Origin of the sequence: Limnohabitans sp. DM1 (genome assembly GCF_001269385.1) — a bacterium.
Classification (GTDB): domain Bacteria; phylum Pseudomonadota; class Gammaproteobacteria; order Burkholderiales; family Burkholderiaceae_C; genus Limnohabitans_A.
Genome location: NZ_CXOO01000022.1, coordinates 1 through 16,759 on the forward strand (window position 1 = coordinate 1; position 16,759 = coordinate 16,759).

Genomic DNA, 16,759 nt, shown 5'->3' on the forward strand with positions numbered 1-16,759 from the left:
GACCAAGTCCCAAGCCATGGAGCGCACCTCTTCTTTGATGCGGGTGGCGTAGGCATACGACATGACCACCACGGCTTTTTGGCGCAGCGGGGCCAAGCCTTGGCGCTGGGCTTCGCGCCAGGTTTTTGGAGTCCAGCACCACGGCGGGCAGGTTGAATTTGTCTTGCAGCTCCAGCGCCCATTGCTTGCGCAGCGAAGCGGGGCAGATGACCAGCAGCTGCCGCTTGCGCTCGGCCCAGTATTGGCAGAGCACGATGCCCGCCTCGATGGTTTTGCCCAGACCCACCTCGTCGGCCAGCAGCACGCCCTTGCTCAGCGGCGAGCGCAGCGCAAACACCGCAGCCTCGATCTGGTGGGGGTTCAGGTCCACGCTGGCGTTAAAAAGCGCCTGGCTCAAACGCTCGAGCCCGCCGCCTGCGTGCTGCAAGGTCAGGTCGTGCGCGATGTATTTGGCTTGGTGGGGGGTGAGCTGCAAGACAGTGCGGCCGTGAGCCGTGAATATGAATCAAAAAAGATATATATCGTAATTCCCTATTAATTTTTGAGTTGATTCAGATTCACTTTTTTTGTATTTTTTTATTTACTTTTTTAGCGACTTCAGGGTTTACCCCATGCAATTGGGTCAAGTAAAAACTGACAACGACTTTGAAGCCGCACTGCTGCGATGCGTCGATCTGGCGCTTGAAGGTGAAGTCGCCCCCCAGCCACAGGGCACAGACTTTTTTCATGCGGACGAGCCTGTTACGCGGCATGGTTTTTTGCACCATGGCTGGGCCTGACTCACGCCTTCACACAGGTTCCTGCAAAAGGCCGAGACCAAGGAAACCTGGTGAGCCATGGGCTCAAGACTTGGCACGTAAACCCGGCACAATCTCCCTTTTTTGAAACCTTTCGCGCTCTGAAGCGCGCATCGCATGAGTGTGCTGTCAAGTGTTGGAGGGGCCTGGCCTGTTTTTGTGCAGGGCATGGTCTTGGGGCTGGGTTTGATCGTGGCCATTGGGGCGCAAAACGCGTTTGTGTTGCGCCAAGGTCTGCGCCGCGAGCATGTGGGCAGCGTAGTGGCTTTTTGTGCGGTGGCCGATGCGGTGCTCATCACGGCAGGCGTGCTGGGCATGGCGCAGGCGCTGGGCAACAGGCCTATGCTGGCGCGTGGTCTGGCTTTGGGCGGGGCGGCGTTTTTGGCCGTGTATGGCTGGCGGGCACTGCAGCGGGCGCGCCAGGCCAACGCGCTGGATGTGACGAACACGGGCCAGGGCCTGAGCCGTGGGGCGGCGCTCGCGCAAGCGGCGGCCTTCACCTTACTCAACCCACATGTGTATCTGGACACGGTGCTCTTGGTGGGCAGCATTGGCGCACAGCAGCCCGCGCCCTTGCAAGGCTGGTTTGCGGCCGGGGCCAGTTCGGCCAGCTTGTTGTGGTTCAGCGCCTTGGGTTTTGGGGCGCGTTGGTTGGCACCCTGGTTTGCACGGCCACGCGCTTGGCAGGTGCTGGACGCGCTGATCGGTGTGACCATGTGGGTGCTGTCGCTCTTGTTGGTGCGCCACGCCATCGCCGGGCTTTGATGTCTTTCAAACTGTCGGAAATAAAAAATTTGACTTTTATTTCATGTGGAAATATACTCTTGGCTTGTTATGCAATACCCGCATAACAAAACGCAGATGGCTCACAAGGCGTCTGCATAAGCATCGATTGACTTCGAACACCGTCTCCTGTTGAGCTGCAGGCCTCGGCATTTTTCTCACAGCTCTGCGCAAGCCCCTGGATGGTTTGCGACTCGATTGATTTTGATTTCCCCGATTACCACCCGCACGGGCTCCCCGGTCGCTTCGCCCTCGACACACCCTTTTTGCACCGGCCTCGGCCGAACAACAGCTGCCACGGCTTTGCGCCAGGTTCGCCCTGCTCTGCAAGGCCTGGACCTGACGCCCGCCCTGCACAGGTCGGCTTGTGCTTTCACCCAACATGCTGCGCGCCGCGTCCTCGACACCACGCGCGACTGGCTGCAAAACAGCCCCAGCCCCGAACAAATGCGCTAAGGCCTCACGGCCCCTTGCGCATTTCCCTGCGGCCTCTCGGCATCTGCCAAGAATCCGCTTTTCCCTGCATGTCGGCTTCGTTTTGAAGCTGCCACGCCACCTCTCTGAAAGGCTCAACCATGAGCAGCAAAATTTACGTGGGCAACCTGCCCTACACCATCGACGACGCCAGCTTGCGTCAAAACTTTTCTGAATTTGGCGGCGTGATGTCGGCCAAAGTCATGATGGACCGCGACACCGGTCGCTCCAAGGGTTTCGCCTTTGTCGAAATGTCCAGCGCCGAAGAAGCCCAAGCCGCCATCACCGGCCTGAATGGCATGTCGGTCAGCGGTCGCTCGATCGTGGTGAACATCTCCAAGCCCAAAGAGCCGAGCACCGGCTACGGCAGCGGTTACCGCGACACACGCAACTGATCTGTTTCAGTCGCCCACAAAAAAGCCGCTTTACAGCGGCTTTTTTGTAGTCGGGGCTTTTTTCGAAGTCCCCAGGCCATGGGGCGCTTTACTTGCGTGGGCCCTTTGGACGGTTGAACCAGTTGGCCAGCATGAACAGGCCAAAAACCACGAACATGATGATGAGGATGTGTTTGATTTCCATGGTGAGTCCTTGGGTTGTGGGGTGATCTTGAAAAGGCGTGGGGAATGATTATGCAGAGATGGCGGGCGGGCGTACAGCAGCGGGCGCAGAACGCAGCAAAGGTCCCATGGCCCACAGGGTCATGCCCAACAAAAGAATCTCGATGGCGTAGACGGCCGAGTAGCCCATGACGGGGCTGCTGACCAGGCCAACGCCGTCGCGCAACAAGCCGCCTGCGGCCATGCCCACACCCGCAGCCGTGGCCTGCACGGCGCCCCAGGCGCCCATGGCCAGACCGATCTGCCCCGGTGGGGCCAGCTGCATGGTGGCCGTGAGGGTGCCGTGTGCAAACAAACCACCCCCCAAGCCAATCAAGAAAATGCCCAGTACAAACAAGGCGGGCATGGTCAGAGGGCCAGAGGCCATGACGCAGACGAAGGCAGGCAAACCGACCCAGGCCCCCCAGCCGGACATGCGGTAGGCGTCGCCGCCACGCCCCAATGCGCGCGAGGCCCAGGCAAAACCCAGCAGGCCGCCCAGCGCCAAAGTGGCAGAGAGCAAGGTGGTGCTGGACACGCTCATGTGCAAAATTTCGCCGCCATAAGGTTCGAGCAACACGTCTTCCATGGTGAAGGCCATGGTGCCCAGGCCTACCGCCAACAAACGGCGCAGTGTGTTCGGCCCTTGGCAAAACAGTTGCCAGGCTTGCGCAAAGGTGTGTTCGATGGGTGTGCCGGGTTTGCGCAGCCGGCTGCGCGGCTCTTGCTTCCAGAGCGCGATCACATTCAGGACCAGTGTGGTCACCGCCACGGCCTGCACCACGCGAATCAGCTGGCCAGGGCTGTAGTCGTGCAGCAAATAGCCCAGCATCAAGGCGCTGCCGATCATGCCGATCAGCTGCATGACGTACATGAGCCCCACCACCTGGGGCTGGCGCTCGGGCGGGGCCAGGTCGGTGGCCAGGGCCAGGCCTGCGGTTTGCACGGTGTGCATGCCCAGGCCCACCAACAAAAACGCACCCGCTGCGCCCAACTGGCCAACCCAGGCCGGGGCCTGGCTGGCTTGCCCGGCACCGGCGAGCACCAAGAGCGCAAAGGGCATGATGGAAAAGCCGCCAAACTGCAGCAAGCTGCCCATCCAGATGTAGGGCACGCGCCGCCAGCCCAGCTGCGAGCGGTGGTTGTCCGAGCGAAAACCAATGAGCGCGCGCAAAGGCGCAATGAGCAGGGGCAGCGCCACCATGAAGGACACCAGCGTGGCGGAGACTTTGAGCTCCACGATCATCACGCGGTTGAGGGTGCCCACCAGCATGACCATGGCCATGCCAACAGAAATTTGAAACAGCGACAAGCGCAGCAAACGCGACAGCGGCAAATCATCGCTGGCGGCGTCAGCAAAAGGGAGAAACCGGGGACCCCAACTGGCCAAAGCCATGCCCCAGTTGCTGCGATTTTTGGTGGTATTCATAAATCAAGAGAAAGACCAGGCGCTTGCGCGCCTGGCCGTTCGGGCTTTCACCCTTTACTTCTTCACCGCAGCATCCGCAGAAGGCGCCGCAGCGACCACTTTGGTACCACCGTTCAGGAAGCTTTTCACCCAGGTCGTGTTCGTTGTCAGGGCCAGGTGCACGCTGAAGGACGAAATCGCCACAGCCGCAATGAACACTGGGATACCGACCGAAGGCTTCACCACACACCACATTTTGGAGTAGATCATGATGATTTTCCTTTACTTGAGCCAGGGTGAATAGATGTAGGCCAGCAGGTGCGCAAATGCGGCAATCATGCCGAAGATTTGCGTACCCTGGATGAGATTGCGGTGAATCTCTTCCGATTCGGCCTCGGTCAGTCCCGTTGGCCAGACTTTGTCTGAGTTAGACATAGTTTTCTCCTTGCAGAAGACGTGCACGGCCCGCACGAGGGCTATTCTTGGCCACCGCGGCCAGGAATGGGGTTGCCTTGACATCACGTTCAAGGTTGTTCATCTCAAGCCCGCCTTGGCATGCGAAAAGGCAGCATGGCTTGAACCACCGGTGACACCAAACGCGGCACCGACAGGGTTTCGTGAAAGGCGAGCAAGGGCTCACCTGCGTGATCAAATTGCAGCAAGGCACGCTGGTAAAACGGCGTGTCTTCGAGTTGTTCATGCACGCGCACGGCTTGCGAACTTCGCATCCGACGGTAGATGCGCCAGCCGGTCTTGGACAGGCGCTGCACCGGGGGCGTGGCGATGGGCTCGACCGTGCCTTGGGGCGTGAAGCGCAGCGACAGCACGCGGTCTTCGGTGCCAGGCGATTGCATGTCATAAAACACCACGGTGCTGCCGTCGCGTGTGCGGGCACGGGACCAGTCCCAGGTGTGAAAACCCCGGTCCACCGGCTCGTCGCCTTCGTTGGAGTCCAGATACGCGTGGCCTTGCCACTTCAGATCGGGGGCACTCAAGTCCACCTCGATGCGTGAGGCGGGCGCCAGCGGCCCCCAGCGGTGCTGGGCGTACACATCGAGCGGTGTGGAGTAAGCAAACAACTGCTGGGGCCAGAGCTTGATGCGGCCGCGCACGCGGCGCGGGATGGGCACACACAGCTCGTCGATGTCGATGGTCAGGCAGTCGCCGTCCCAGCTGAGTTGGCTCGGGCCGATGGTGAACTGGCGAGCGCTGCGGGCGCAGTGGCGCTGGCCACGCTCGGTCATGGCCCAGCGGCCTTGGCCTTTGCTGTAGATGGCCACGTTCAGGGCGCAGTGGTTATCCGGGTTGGCCCGGCCACGCCCACGCGCCCAGGCGTAATAAGGCGAGAACACACTGCCCACAAACGCAATGAGGGTGATGCCGTGTTGACCATCGTCACTCATGGCGTCGACATACCACCACAGGTAGCCCCCATCGGGAACGTGCTGGTCGAAGCGAGGCTCGCCATCAGCGCCTCGGCCGCCCGCTGCCCGGACAAGGCCGCCATCGGCACGCCCGGTCCCGGATGCACGCTGCCCCCCGCCAGATACAGGCCCTGCAGGGGTGTGGTGGAGCCAGGTCGGCTGAAGATGCTGGTCCAGCCGTGCGTCGCCTGCCCGTACAGCGCTCCCCCGCTGGCCGGAAAGCGTCGATGGAAATCCTGTGGCGTCGTGCGCAGGCTGTTGCTCGCCGTGGGTTGCAGGTGCAGGCCCAGTTGGCGCAGGTGCTGAAAGGTGTGCGTTTGGCATTGTTCTAAAGCCTCCTCGGTGATTGCGCTGCCATCACCGCAGGCGGGGGCGTTGACCAAACAAAACAGGCGCTCGGCTTGGCCGTGCGGTAACGGAGCAGGCCGGTCTTGCGCGCAGACATAGACCGTGGGCTGTGCGGGCAAGCGCTGGCGCTCAAAGATGTCTTCAAACTCGCTGGCGTAGGTGCTCTGGAAAAACACGTTGTGCCGGTCCAGGGCCACGCCCTCGGCGGGGGTGTGCATGGACCAGGTCAAGGCCGACAAAGAGCGCGGTGGCGCGTCTTGAGGCACAGCGCGGCGCACATCCTCGCCCAGCAAGCCTTGGCGCAAAGCGGCGGCGTCGCCATTGAAGATGACGCGGTCGGCCGGTAAAAATTCGCCCGACTGCAGGTGCACACCGCACACACGGCCCTGGCGCTGCTCGATGCGCTGGCAAGTGCTGTGGTAGCGGAACACCGCGCCTCGGCGACGGGCCACACGGGCCAGTGCCTGAGCCATGCCGACCATGCCGCCTTCAACCGACCAGACCCCGTCCATCTCGACCTGCGCGATCAGCATGAGCGTGGCCGGCGACTGCCAGGGCGATGAGCCGCAGTAGGTGGCGTAGCGTGCAAACAGCTGGCGCAAACGCGGGTCTGAAAACTGGTGGCCGAGTTGTTGCCACAGGCTGCGCATGGGGCCAAGTTGGGCCAACACGCCCAAGCCTTTGAAGCCCAAGTCGCCCATGAAGCCGCCCATGCTGGGGCGCTGGGCACGGATCATCGGGCCTTCGAGCGTGGCATAAAGCTGGCGTGTGGTCTTGCAAAAATCCCGAAAGCGCCGGGCTTCGTCGCCACCCGACCATGCGGCAATGGCCGCCTCGCTCTCGCGGGCGTCGGCCGATAAATCGAGCTGGCTGCCATCGGGCCAGAAGTGGCGGGCCAGCACTTGCAGCGGCGTGATGCGCATCTCGGCCTCGACGCTGGTGCCCACGCTGCGCAGCAAGTCGTCGAAGACCCAGCGCATGGTGAACACGGTGGGGCCACTGTCGATGTGGGCGCCGTTCACCTCGCGGCTGTGTACTTTGCCACCGGGGGCGCCAGAGGTCTCGACCACGGTGACATCGAGCCCTTGGTGCGCCAGCGTGATGGCGCTGCACAAACCGCCCATACCCGCACCCACGATGACGACGCGGTGCTCAGACATGGCTGACCTCCAGGCTGGGCTCACCGGCCAGGCGGCTGCCGGTCAGCGCAGCATCGGCTGGGGCTGGGGCCTGCACCGCCAAGGCAGGTGCATCAAAGCTGCGGCCTTGCCAGGCCCCGGCCATCTGCAACACCTGCATGCGCACGAACAAGGATTCGGAAAAAAACTGGTGTTTGTACGCGGCGGTACTGGCCACCTGGTGCGCGCCCTGATGGGCGTAGTGCAACATGGCCTCAGTGTCTTTCCACAAGCTGAAGGTGCATTGACGCACCAAGGGTGCTTCGCCCAAGCCCATGGCCAGCAGACAGCCGGGGGCTTGGGCCAAATCGGCTTGTGCTGCTGGTGCATAGCGCCAAAACGCCATGGCCTTGGTGGGCACAATGCTGGCGCGGGTCAGCACGGCAAACGGCCCTTTGTTTTGCGCTGAATGCAGCCCACCTTCATGGTCATGCGCGTCCCACGGCTCACCCAAGGCTTCGGGCGTGCTGGCTTGCCAGCTTTGCTTGTCCCACTGCCCCCGTGCGGATTGGACCGAGAGCACGCCCGTCCAGCACTCGCGGGCACGGCTGCGGTAGGCCTGCACAGCGGCGCTGTCCAAAAATTGCAGTGCCCAATCCAGGTGACTGAAGGTGCAAATCAGACCCTGGTGTGAGGCACTGGGGCGCAAGCTGAAACCACCGCCATGACCACTGCCCATGACCTTGGCCATGGTCAAGCCAGGCACATCCTTGTAGGGCGTGGCCCCGGCCATCAACCTGAGCCAGCCCCAGCCCTGATGCTGGCGCATGAAATCTGCCAGCAACACCACCACCACGCCGGTCAGCGGGTCATGCGGTGTGCGAAGGCTTGGCATGAGGGTGTGTCCGGCAAGGTGTTGGAAGCGTGCTTGGGCTGACGGCTTGACAGACTTTTTTTCAATCCGACTACTTGGCCGCAACTTTGGCAGCGGCCAAAGCGGGTTTGAGCAATTCAGGAAAGTCTTTGGCCATGGGCGCGCCATTCAAAGGCTTGTAAGCACCCTGGTGGCAAGTGGCGCAGTTGAGCTTGGCCACATCACCCAGAGGACCCTTGCGGTGCGCCGGAAAGACTTCGGTCAAGGACTCCATATAGGTCAAGTTCAGGTCACGCGCCATGCGGATGCCGTGCCAGGCGGTCACACGCTGAGGCGGGCTGTTTTCCCAGTTCTGGAAGGACTGCGTGTTGTGGCAATAAGTGCAGTTCACACCCAGCGAGGTGGACATGTGCGTCATCAGCCCATAGGTCCATTCGGCTTGCTTGATCGACTGGCGGTTGCCCGAGGGCAGCGCGGTGGGGCCGTTCACGCGGATGTTCTGCTTGTCCAGCAGGAACGGGGTGAAGGGATCGTTGGGCAAAGAGGACAAATTGACCACGGGTGAAGGGGTGTTTTGTCCAGCCTTGTCACCGATGAAGTTCGAGCCTTGTGGCTGAGGATCGGACTTGAACCAGATCGCGCTGGGCACGGGCTCGCCACGGTGGCAGGTGTAGCAGGTCACACCGGTCTGCGCGACGTGGGGCTGCCAGTCGGCGTTGATGTGTTGCGTCATCTCGACCATGCGCCGCGCCACCACCTTGGTGTATTTGCTGTCGTCTTCAAAATTGGGCAAGGCGTGGCAATACGCACAGCCTTCGTTGGGCGCCACCCAGCTGGTCATGGAGACCATCAGGCGGTTGAAATCGCCCACGCTCAGGTCACCCAGGACCTTGACGTTCTTGTAGACCTTGGAGGCCTTGGGGCCGTCAGACCCAGCCGAAGGAATGGCCACAGGCGGCTGGTTTTTTTCGGTTTTGACTTCGAGCAGACGGGCGTTGTAGACCTGCGCCATGCCGGTGCCCCGGTAGCCGCTTTGCACCGTTTCGGGAATCGGGCGTTCGCAACCGGCCAGCACAAGGCCGACCAGTGCCAGGCCCAGGCCTTTGGCCATGCGGCTCATCCAACTGGGGTGGTGGGTGGTGTTCGGGTTCATGGCTTGACTCCTGTGCTCAGCGCGGGGTCAGCCATCGCTGGAAAAATTTCGGGGTACGGTGGTGCCACGCCATGCTTGATGGCCCAGAGGTACCAGTTGTCCACCACGGTGCCGGTCAGCAAGATGCCGATGCCGCCCGTGATGGGGCACAGGACGGCGAACCACCAGGCCCAGCGGTGAATCGATTCCATGGTGGCGTTGAAGCCCATGGTCCAGCGCCAGAACAAGGCCGCACGCTCAGAGGCCGTGCCCCGGTCGGTGATCTGCTCGATCTCGCGCTCGCCACCAAAGCGGGTCACCGCCAAAATCGTCGCGCCGTGCATGGCAAACAGCAGGGCCGAGCCATAGAGGAACACGATGGACAGCGCGTGGAAGGGGTTGTAGAACAGGTTGCCGTAGCGCAGCGAGAAAGCCGCCGTCCAGTCCAGGTGGGAGAAGATGCCGTAGGGCACAGCCTCACCCCAAGAACCCATCAGGATGGGGCGGAACAAGCCCAGCACCAGGAACAACCAGATGGCCGCTGCAAAGGCCCAAGCGATGTGTGTGCCCATGCCCAACTCGACCGCGCGGCGGTAAGTGCGGGCCCACCAGAACATGATCGATGCGGTGAGGAACAAACCCACGATGAGGAACCAGCCGCCTTGGTTGAGCGGGGGCATGCTCAGGCCGTAGCTCGGTGGTGGCGGCTCCAGCGACAGCCAGAACAACTGGCGCACGAACTGGATCGGGTCGTAGTTGACCGAGGCCAGCATGTTCATGCCAATCAGGGTGAAGGCGATCAAGCCAAACACGAGCGAAGCCAGACCCAGGCCACCGAGGTAGATGGGACCGAGCTGGGCGTTGCCCAGTTTGCCGATCCAGTAGTTGATCAGGGGTTGTCCGGTGCGCGGGCTGTTGCCGTGTCCAAGCTCCACCCCGTGGTGGACTGGACCCACGGCTTGCACCGTGGTGAACAGGTTTTGATAGTCGGCCATTTGCGGTACTCCTCAATTCTTGGGGTTCGGGCTGTGTGCAGTCCGAATCAGACCGGCCACTGGGACCAGATCGGCATGTTCAGCCACCAGCTCCACCACTCGGGCCAGCCACGGCTCCAGAAGGGGCCGCTGAGCACAATGCACAGGGCGCTGAACAGCACTGCAGCGAGCGCCAGGAACAGACCCAGGCGGTGGATGCCCAAGGTGCCGATCGAGTAGCCGATGATGTCGCGAAAGAACGTGTCTTCGTGTTCGGGTGTCTTGACCACGGTGCCCGGTGCAGGGTTGGTGGACGACAAAATCAGACCGCCGTGCAGCGACAAGGCAAACACACTGGCGAAGAAGAAACTCACGGCGATCATGTGCGCCGGGTTGTAGTGAAAGTGCAGGTACTGGTAGCCCACGTTGGACACCCAGTCCAGGTGGCTGTAAATGCCGTACGGAAAGCCGTGGCCCCAGGCGCCCATGAGCACCGGACGCACGACCACCAAAGTGACATAGGCCGAAATGGCTACACCGAAGGCCACAGGCACATGAAAGCCCATGCCCAGCTTGCGGCAAATTTCGACCTCGCGCATCATCCATGAGCCGAAGGCGCCGATGGCACACACGGTGATGAGCTGCCACAGGCCGCCTTCCATCAAGGGCGCAAAGCGCAGGCCATACGACAGATCAGGCGGTGCGATGCTGATCTGCCAGAGGTTCCAGGTAGGCCCTTGTGAGGCGCCCCACAAAATGAGGGCTGTACCCAGGAACGAAAAGAACAAGGTTGTCACGCCGAAGAAGCCGACGTAAAACGGCCCGACCCAAAAGTCGAACAAGTCACCACCCAGCAGGGTACCACCGCGAACACGGTACTTTTTCTCAAAACTCAGCATGGCCATGGTAGGGTCCTCCTGCTTCAGTGGATCAACAGATGCCGCATTGACACGAAGTCAATTGCGGCAACTGAACGACAAGTCCTGGATCAGGACTTGGGCGCGGGGAGCGATGCCACCGCAGTCGGCAGCGGCGAGTTTTGCGCCGATGCAGCGACTGGCTTTTTCGCGCCGTCGAGCCAGTTGAATTTGTTGGTGCTGAGCAAGATGAGGTGAATCATCGCGGCCAGGCCAAACAAGAAAATGCCCTGCAGTACCATGGCACGCAAAGGGTCGTAAAGTCGCCAAATTCTCCACATGGTGAATCTCCTAAATGATGTGGGACATGAAGGTGTACACAGCAGCTTTCACACCCTGACTCATGCTCTTGGCATCTTCTGCACCAGGCAGCAGATCCCGCCAGTGAACGCCGACCAGTTTGGCCAGTACGACGACCACAAACAGGCATCCGAATCCGATGAGGAAAATGGACCAGTAAGCGGGAGACTCATCCGCACGCGAATGGGCCTCGTTGAGGTGGGTTGTGTTGGGCATGACCGTGACTCCGTCAATCTATGGTTGAAAAATCAGGCTCTGAATCAGAACCAGGGACGCCACGCCCAGACCAGGATGTGTGCCAGCACAGCAACTGCTGTGAAGCCCACGGTGCCCTGCATCCAGTAGTGGTGGAACTCCTGGGCTTCCTCATCGGTGAGTCCGGAAATTGATGTCTTGGTGGACATGTTTTGCTCCTTTTAAAGAGGCCTTGCGACCCGGGTTGCGCACAGCCCGCGCAGATGGGCATCCGCAGCCAAAGGCCACGACATCGGATAAGCCGTGCCGCATGTGGCGGCACCGGCTGGTGTGTTGTTGGGGGTGTGGCTCATGCCGCGATCCCCAGACCCAGTTCGCGGCTGGCCGCGTTCACATGGGCTTCGGTCACCTCGCTGTGGCCTTGGGCCTGCGAGAGTTGTTCGGCCTGATCGCGCAAGCGCTTGGCCGCTGAAATCTGCACCAGCACCGGCTGGCTTTGCACCACATCGCGCAGGCGCTGCTGAGCCTGGTCTTGCCAGCTGGCATTGGGGGCGACCACGCCACGCGCTTGCGTGGCTTCGACTTTGTCCATCTCGGTGCCCAGCGGCAGGATGTGGAACAGCGCATCAAACAGCGCGTTGCAAACCTCCTGGATCACATAGCTCGCACCGCTGTAGCCCATGAAGGGGGTGCCCGTGTGGCGGCGGATGATGGCGCCGGGAAAGGACGCGGGAATGAAGGCCGCACGCATGGGGCTCCCGCCCGAGATCTCGCTCAGGTACATGCGCTCGTTGTAGCTGCCGAACATGATGAGTGGCGTTTGCGTTTTGACCAGCTCGCGCACAGCGGCGTTGTCGGTCTTGTTGCCTGCGGTGCGTGAGACGCTGAAGCGGCAGGGCAAGCCCATCTCGTTTTCGAGGAAGTTTTTAAGGCCCCGCGAATAGGTCTCGCCCGCCACCACCGCAAAACTGGCGGTGGCAAAAAAGTCTTGCGTGACCGAGCGCCACAGGTCCCACATGGGCTTGAGCGTTGTGTGCTTTTCGCGCTCGATGAAAGGCTCGGGGTCCAGGTGCAGCAACTCACCCAATTTGCGCAAGAAGTTGGTGGTGCTGTGCAGGCCAATCGGCGCTTGCAAATAAGGGCGCTCCAACGCCTCGCACAGCATGCGGCCGAATTCGCGGTACATGCAAATGTTCACATCGGCTTCGACCAGGCGCGACACATCGGCCAAGTGGCTGGTCAACGGGAAGACCATGTTGACGTCAGCACCAATGCCTTGCACCAGTCGGCGAATTTCGGCCAGGTCGCTCGGACTGTTGAAGGTGCCGTAGCAGGGACCAATGATGTTGACGCGGGGCTTTTCGCCCACAGGACGGTCTTCAAAAGGCTTGCGTGCAGGCACTTTGCGCAGACCGTATTCGCTCCACAGCCAGTACATGGCGCGGTTGGCGCATTGCCACTGGTCTTCGTCGATGGTGCGCGGCAAAAAGCGTGCGATGTTGGTGCCTTCGGGCGTGACACCGCCGCCGATCATCTCGGCGATCGAGCCCGTCACCACCACAGCGGGCAGTTCGGGGTCGAGTGTGGCGTGGGCGCGTTTCATGGCACCTTCGGTGCCTTCGCGGCCGAGCTGCTCTTCGGCCAGACCCGTCACTACAATCGGCAACTCGTGGGGCGGCAAAGCGTCGGTGTAATGCAGCACCGAGGTCACGGGCAGGTTTTCACAGCCCACCGGGCCGTCGATCACCACCTGCAAACCTTTGATGGCGGTGAACACATACACCGCGCCCCAGTAACCGCCTGCGCGGTCGTGGTCGAGGATGAGTGGCGACTTGGGCTTGGCCACGGTGCTGGGGGGTGGAGACACTTGGTTCATGAACCCATCTCCTCAGCTTTGCGCTTTTTCAACAACTTTTCGATCTGGCGGCGGGTTTCGGCCTTGAACTCGGGCCGGTCTTTGGGTACCGACTCCCACACGCCTGCGGCGTGGCCTGCACCCACATCGCCAAAGAAATCCTTCATGGCGTCAAAGCGGGCCTGGTTGCCCATGGCCGCCTGGACCACCTGCACCAGCGATCCGGCACCTGCCACCCCCATCAGGGGACGTGCCGAAATCAGATTGGTGAAATACAGTGCAGGCACGCTGTTTTGCTTGGCGATCTGAACTACCGGGGTGGTGCCGATGGTCAGCTGCGGCCGGTACTCGTACATGGCGTTGAGGTCTTGCTCGAGTGAGGCGCGCATTTGCACCTGCACGCCCTTGGCTTGCAGCCAGGCGATGTCTTGTGCATTCCATTCGGTGGCTGGACAAGCCGAGCCCACATAGCGCAGATCGGCACCACACTCGACCAGCAAACGGCCCACCAACAACTCGGAGCCCTCGTAACCACTCAGGGTGATGCGGCCAGAGATGGGCTTTTGCATCAAGAGCCCGCGCATTTGCGCCAGCGACTGGTTGCGCGCCACATCGATTTGCGCCTGCGCAATGCCGGCCGCTTGGCCGATGTTTTGCAACCAGTCTTGTGTGCCTTCCAGGCCCACCGGAGCCGAGCCCACCACAGGGCGACCTGCGGCTTTGAATTCGCGCACGCTGGCGGTGTAAAACGGGTGGATGGCAGCAGCCACCGAGCAGTCGAGCGCAGCGTACAACTCGCGCCACTCGCGGGTGGGCACCACCGGGCCAGCGGCCAGGCCCATGGGGGCGAGCATTTGGCCGATGATGACCGGGTCGGCCGGGAACATCTCACCCAGCAGAGCCACCGTGGGCTTGTCACCACGACCGGCGCGGGGCGCGGCCACCGGACCGCTGATGATTTCTTCGCGGGCGTATTTCAACATCGCCCCGGCCAACACGTCTTTGGCTTCGGCATGCGTGGGCACACCAAAACCAGGCACGTCGATGCCGATGATGCGCACGCCGTTGATCTCTTTGGGCAGCAGCTGTAGCGGCACACCACTGGCGGTCGGCACACACAGGTTGATGATGATGACGGTGTCGACCTGACTTGGGTCAGCCTCGGCGTGTACCGCTTCGCGGATATCTTCAAACAACTTGCCTGTGACCAGCGACTCGGAGTTGAAGGGCACGTAGCCTACGCTGCGGCGTGCGCCGTAAAAATGCGATGTAAAAGTGAGGCCGTACACGCAGCAGGCCGAGCCCGACAGGATGGTGGCGGTACGCTTCATGCGCAAGCCCACGCGCAGCGAGCCAAAGGCCGGGCACATGCTTTGCGGCTGGTCGTGTGGGCCGGCATCTGGTTGGCGCGGGTAATCGCGTGCGTATTGGTCCAGCACCTCGGACTTGCCCGCTTCTTTGGCAGCGGCCACCATGGCGTCGGTGCCGGCGTGGCAACCCATGCCGTCGCCTTGCAGCCCTGCAGGGTTGGGGGCATCGGTGCTGGGGTGAATCGGGATGGTGCGTGACATGGCCTGTTCCAGTGGGTGTTGTCTGCAGCGGTTCAGGCCGCGTCGTAGACGACTTCCAGCGAGGGCTTGATGTCTTCGTGCTTGCCGACCATGTCGAACACGGTGGCAGGCTCCAGCACCACATTGCGGCCGACCACGTCGGCGCTGAACAGGCCCAGCAACTGGTCCTGGGTCTGGGGCTTCGGACGCATGGGCGGGGCTTCGGCAACGTTCTTGGCCAACTCGGCAAACAGCGGGCCCCACTCGCCGTCAGGTCGGCCGATGATTTCGTAGCTGGCGCTCTTGCGGCGGATGTCTTCGTTGGCCGGAATGGCCGCCAGCACCGGGATGCCCGCATTGGCCGCAAAGGTCTGGGCTTCGCCCGTGCCGTCGTCTTTGTTGATGACCATGCCGGCCACGCCCACGTTGCCGCCGAGCTTGCGGAAATACTCCACCGCACTGCACACGTTGTTGGCGACATACAGCGACTGCAAGTCGTTGCTGGCCACCACGATGACTTTTTGGCACATGTCGCGGGCAATGGGCAGACCAAAGCCGCCGCAGACTACGTCGCCCAAAAAGTCGAGCAAGACGTAGTCAAAACCCCAATCGTGGAAACCGAGCTTTTCGAGCGTTTCAAAGCCGTGGATGATGCCGCGCCCGCCGCAGCCGCGACCGACTTCGGGGCCGCCCAATTCCATGGCGAACACGCCATCGCGCTTGAAGCACACGTCGCCAATGCTCACGGCCTGGCCGGAGAGTTTGAGGCGCGATGAGGTCTCGATGATGGTAGGGCAAGCCTTGCCGCCGAACAGCAAACTGGTGGTGTCGCTCTTGGGGTCGCAGCCGATCAACAGCACTTTTTTGCCCTGCTGCGCCATCATGTAAGACAGGTTGGCCAGCGTGAAGCTTTTGCCAATGCCGCCCTTGCCATAGATGGCAATGATTTGTGTCTCTTTGGTCACCTCGGAGGTGCTCACGGCGTCGGGCTCAACGTCGGCCTCGCGGCGCAGCACTTCAACAAATTTGATGGGCTGTGTGGTGGTGGTATCTGTGTTCATGCTGTGGCACTCCAATCAAGGATCATCTTGAGACAGCTCGCATCTCCGAAGGCTGTCTCGTAGGCAGAACCAGCTTGCGTCGATGGCTGGGTGTGGGTGATCAATCCGTCGAGCGACAAGCGGCCGGTGTGCACCAGCTCGTTGACGGCCAACAGGTCCGGGCGCTTCCACTCGGCGGCAATGCGCATGCGCGCTTCGCGCATGAAGGCCGGGGCGTAGGCAAAAGAGAGGTCTTGTTTGTAGAAACCGGCCAGCACCAGCTCGCCACCGGGTCGCAGGCGCTGGATCAGGCCGTTGAGCAGGCTGCCGTCGCCGCTCACGTCGTAAATGGTGCGGTAGTCGCGGCGCGGGTCGTCTTGCGGCTGCAACACGGTGTAACCCTCGGCCCCGGCAGAGCGCTCGGCCTGGGTTTCCCACACCGTGGGTGCTGGCAGGCCAGCAGCGACTGTCAGGCGGGCCAGCAGGCGTCCCATGACGCCGTGGCCTACGATGAGTTCTGGGGCTTCAAAGGGGTCTTGCTGACCACCGCCCGACACCGCGTGGTAAGCGGTGGCGGCCAGCGCCAGCAGCACCGATTGCGCGCCCAGGTGTTCGGCCACGGGCACCACTTTTTGCGCGGTCACCACCAGGCGCGAAGCCGCACCACCAAACAGGCTTTTGACGCCGGTGAAGCAATTGGCCCCTGGCACAAACACGCGCTGACCGGCTTGCACGCCGGTGTCCGAGGCTGCGCGGAGCACGCGGCCCACCGTCTCGTAACCGGGCACCAGCGGGTAGCCCATGCCCGGGAAGGGGGGCATGCTGCCGTCCCAGAGCATGCGCTCGGTGCCGGTGCTGATGCCGCTGAACTCCACGGCCACATCCAGCTGACCGGCTTGCAGCTCGGGCAAGTCCAGGGCCTGCAAGGACAGGTGCCTGGGGCTGTTGAAAACGACGGCTTGGGATTTCATGCT

Annotated in this window: 21 protein-coding genes; 3 read left to right on the forward strand and 18 right to left on the reverse strand. The window is 61.9% G+C overall.

The features are described 5' to 3' along the window. Nucleotides 1-475, reverse strand: a 475-nt coding sequence (locus AMM33_RS07775; protein WP_228768011.1) for an SNF2-related protein, incomplete at its 3' end; no start/stop codon positions are given. Nucleotides 476-557: 82 nt separating this feature from the next. Beyond that, nucleotides 558-767, reverse strand: coding sequence for a hypothetical protein (locus AMM33_RS21885; RefSeq protein ID WP_194945326.1), 210 nt, complete (start codon nucleotides 765-767; stop codon nucleotides 558-560). A 147-nt stretch (nucleotides 768-914) separates the two neighbouring features. On the opposite strand from AMM33_RS21885, the gene AMM33_RS07785 reads away from it, so the two are divergent. The 3 genes from AMM33_RS07785 (at nucleotide 915) to AMM33_RS07790 (ending at nucleotide 2,449) form a co-directional block, all read left to right on the forward strand. Further along, nucleotides 915-1,562 carry a LysE/ArgO family amino acid transporter gene (locus AMM33_RS07785; protein ID WP_194945327.1) on the forward strand — a complete coding sequence of 216 codons (648 nt, stop codon included), beginning with the start codon at nucleotides 915-917 and terminating at the stop codon, nucleotides 1,560-1,562. Between the two features lie 321 nt (nucleotides 1,563-1,883). Then, a complete protein-coding gene (locus AMM33_RS21890; RefSeq protein WP_194945328.1) occupies nucleotides 1,884-2,036 on the forward strand; it encodes a hypothetical protein in 153 nt (50 codons plus the stop codon). Nucleotides 2,037-2,155: 119 nt separating this feature from the next. Further along, on the forward strand, nucleotides 2,156-2,449 hold the full coding sequence (locus AMM33_RS07790) for an RNA recognition motif domain-containing protein (protein ID WP_062403242.1): 294 nt from the start codon (nucleotides 2,156-2,158) through the stop codon (nucleotides 2,447-2,449). A gap of 232 nt (nucleotides 2,450-2,681) precedes the next feature. On the opposite strand, the gene AMM33_RS07795 is transcribed toward AMM33_RS07790, so the two are convergent. The 16 genes from AMM33_RS07795 to bchC all read right to left on the reverse strand — a co-directional run bounded on the left by AMM33_RS07795 (nucleotide 2,682) and on the right by bchC (nucleotide 16,756). Further along, nucleotides 2,682-4,079: a PucC family protein gene (locus AMM33_RS07795; protein ID WP_090140161.1), complete on the reverse strand. Its 1,398-nt coding sequence runs from the start codon at nucleotides 4,077-4,079 to the stop codon at nucleotides 2,682-2,684. A 54-nt stretch (nucleotides 4,080-4,133) separates the two neighbouring features. After that, nucleotides 4,134-4,328 (reverse strand): light-harvesting protein, encoded by a 195-nt coding sequence (locus AMM33_RS07800; RefSeq protein WP_062403236.1) that lies wholly within the window; start codon nucleotides 4,326-4,328, stop codon nucleotides 4,134-4,136. 12 nt (nucleotides 4,329-4,340) lie between these two features. Next, entirely contained in the window at nucleotides 4,341-4,493 is a 153-nt protein-coding gene (gene pufB, locus AMM33_RS07805) for a light-harvesting antenna LH1, beta subunit (protein WP_019429105.1), read from the reverse strand. 104 nt (nucleotides 4,494-4,597) lie between these two features. Next, on the reverse strand, nucleotides 4,598-5,461 hold the full coding sequence (locus AMM33_RS07810) for a carotenoid 1,2-hydratase (protein WP_090140163.1): 864 nt from the start codon (nucleotides 5,459-5,461) through the stop codon (nucleotides 4,598-4,600). After that, the gene (gene crtD / locus AMM33_RS07815) at nucleotides 5,458-6,990 is read right to left on the reverse strand and encodes a 1-hydroxycarotenoid 3,4-desaturase CrtD (protein ID WP_090140165.1); all 1,533 of its coding nucleotides are present in this window, start codon (nucleotides 6,988-6,990) and stop codon (nucleotides 5,458-5,460) included. Before crtD ends, AMM33_RS07810 begins: the two co-directional genes overlap by 4 nt. Further along, complete coding sequence (locus tag AMM33_RS07820; RefSeq protein WP_228768012.1) at nucleotides 6,983-7,843, reverse strand: hypothetical protein; 861 nt, start codon at nucleotides 7,841-7,843, stop codon at nucleotides 6,983-6,985. Before AMM33_RS07820 ends, crtD begins: the two co-directional genes overlap by 8 nt. 70 nt (nucleotides 7,844-7,913) lie before the next feature. After that, complete coding sequence (pufC, locus tag AMM33_RS07825) at nucleotides 7,914-8,975, reverse strand: photosynthetic reaction center cytochrome PufC (RefSeq protein WP_228768013.1); 1,062 nt, start codon at nucleotides 8,973-8,975, stop codon at nucleotides 7,914-7,916. Further along, on the reverse strand, nucleotides 8,972-9,949 hold the full coding sequence (pufM, locus tag AMM33_RS07830) for a photosynthetic reaction center subunit M (RefSeq protein ID WP_090140167.1): 978 nt from the start codon (nucleotides 9,947-9,949) through the stop codon (nucleotides 8,972-8,974). Before pufM ends, pufC begins: the two co-directional genes overlap by 4 nt. 47 nt (nucleotides 9,950-9,996) lie before the next feature. Continuing rightward, nucleotides 9,997-10,833 (reverse strand): photosynthetic reaction center subunit L, encoded by an 837-nt coding sequence (gene pufL / locus AMM33_RS07835; RefSeq protein ID WP_090140169.1) that lies wholly within the window; start codon nucleotides 10,831-10,833, stop codon nucleotides 9,997-9,999. Nucleotides 10,834-10,916: 83 nt separating this feature from the next. Then, entirely contained in the window at nucleotides 10,917-11,126 is a 210-nt protein-coding gene (pufA, locus tag AMM33_RS07840) for a light-harvesting antenna LH1, alpha subunit (protein WP_090045568.1), read from the reverse strand. A 10-nt stretch (nucleotides 11,127-11,136) separates the two neighbouring features. Next, nucleotides 11,137-11,361, reverse strand: coding sequence for a hypothetical protein (locus AMM33_RS07845; RefSeq protein ID WP_090140171.1), 225 nt, complete (start codon nucleotides 11,359-11,361; stop codon nucleotides 11,137-11,139). A gap of 44 nt (nucleotides 11,362-11,405) precedes the next feature. Further along, nucleotides 11,406-11,549, reverse strand: a complete 144-nt coding sequence (pufB, locus tag AMM33_RS07850; RefSeq protein WP_019425952.1) for a light-harvesting antenna LH1, beta subunit — start codon at nucleotides 11,547-11,549, stop codon at nucleotides 11,406-11,408. A 140-nt stretch (nucleotides 11,550-11,689) separates the two neighbouring features. After that, nucleotides 11,690-13,216, reverse strand: coding sequence for a chlorophyllide a reductase subunit Z (gene bchZ, locus AMM33_RS07855; RefSeq protein WP_090140173.1), 1,527 nt, complete (start codon nucleotides 13,214-13,216; stop codon nucleotides 11,690-11,692). Next, nucleotides 13,213-14,766 carry a chlorophyllide a reductase subunit Y gene (bchY, locus tag AMM33_RS07860; RefSeq protein WP_090140174.1) on the reverse strand — a complete coding sequence of 518 codons (1,554 nt, stop codon included), beginning with the start codon at nucleotides 14,764-14,766 and terminating at the stop codon, nucleotides 13,213-13,215. The genes bchZ and bchY overlap by 4 nt, the downstream gene beginning before the upstream one ends. 32 nt (nucleotides 14,767-14,798) lie before the next feature. Continuing rightward, nucleotides 14,799-15,806, reverse strand: a complete 1,008-nt coding sequence (locus tag AMM33_RS07865) for a chlorophyllide a reductase iron protein subunit X (protein WP_090140176.1) — start codon at nucleotides 15,804-15,806, stop codon at nucleotides 14,799-14,801. After that, nucleotides 15,803-16,756 carry a chlorophyll synthesis pathway protein BchC gene (gene bchC, locus AMM33_RS07870; protein WP_090140178.1) on the reverse strand — a complete coding sequence of 318 codons (954 nt, stop codon included), beginning with the start codon at nucleotides 16,754-16,756 and terminating at the stop codon, nucleotides 15,803-15,805. Before bchC ends, AMM33_RS07865 begins: the two co-directional genes overlap by 4 nt. Between the last annotated feature and the right edge of the window lie 3 nt (nucleotides 16,757-16,759).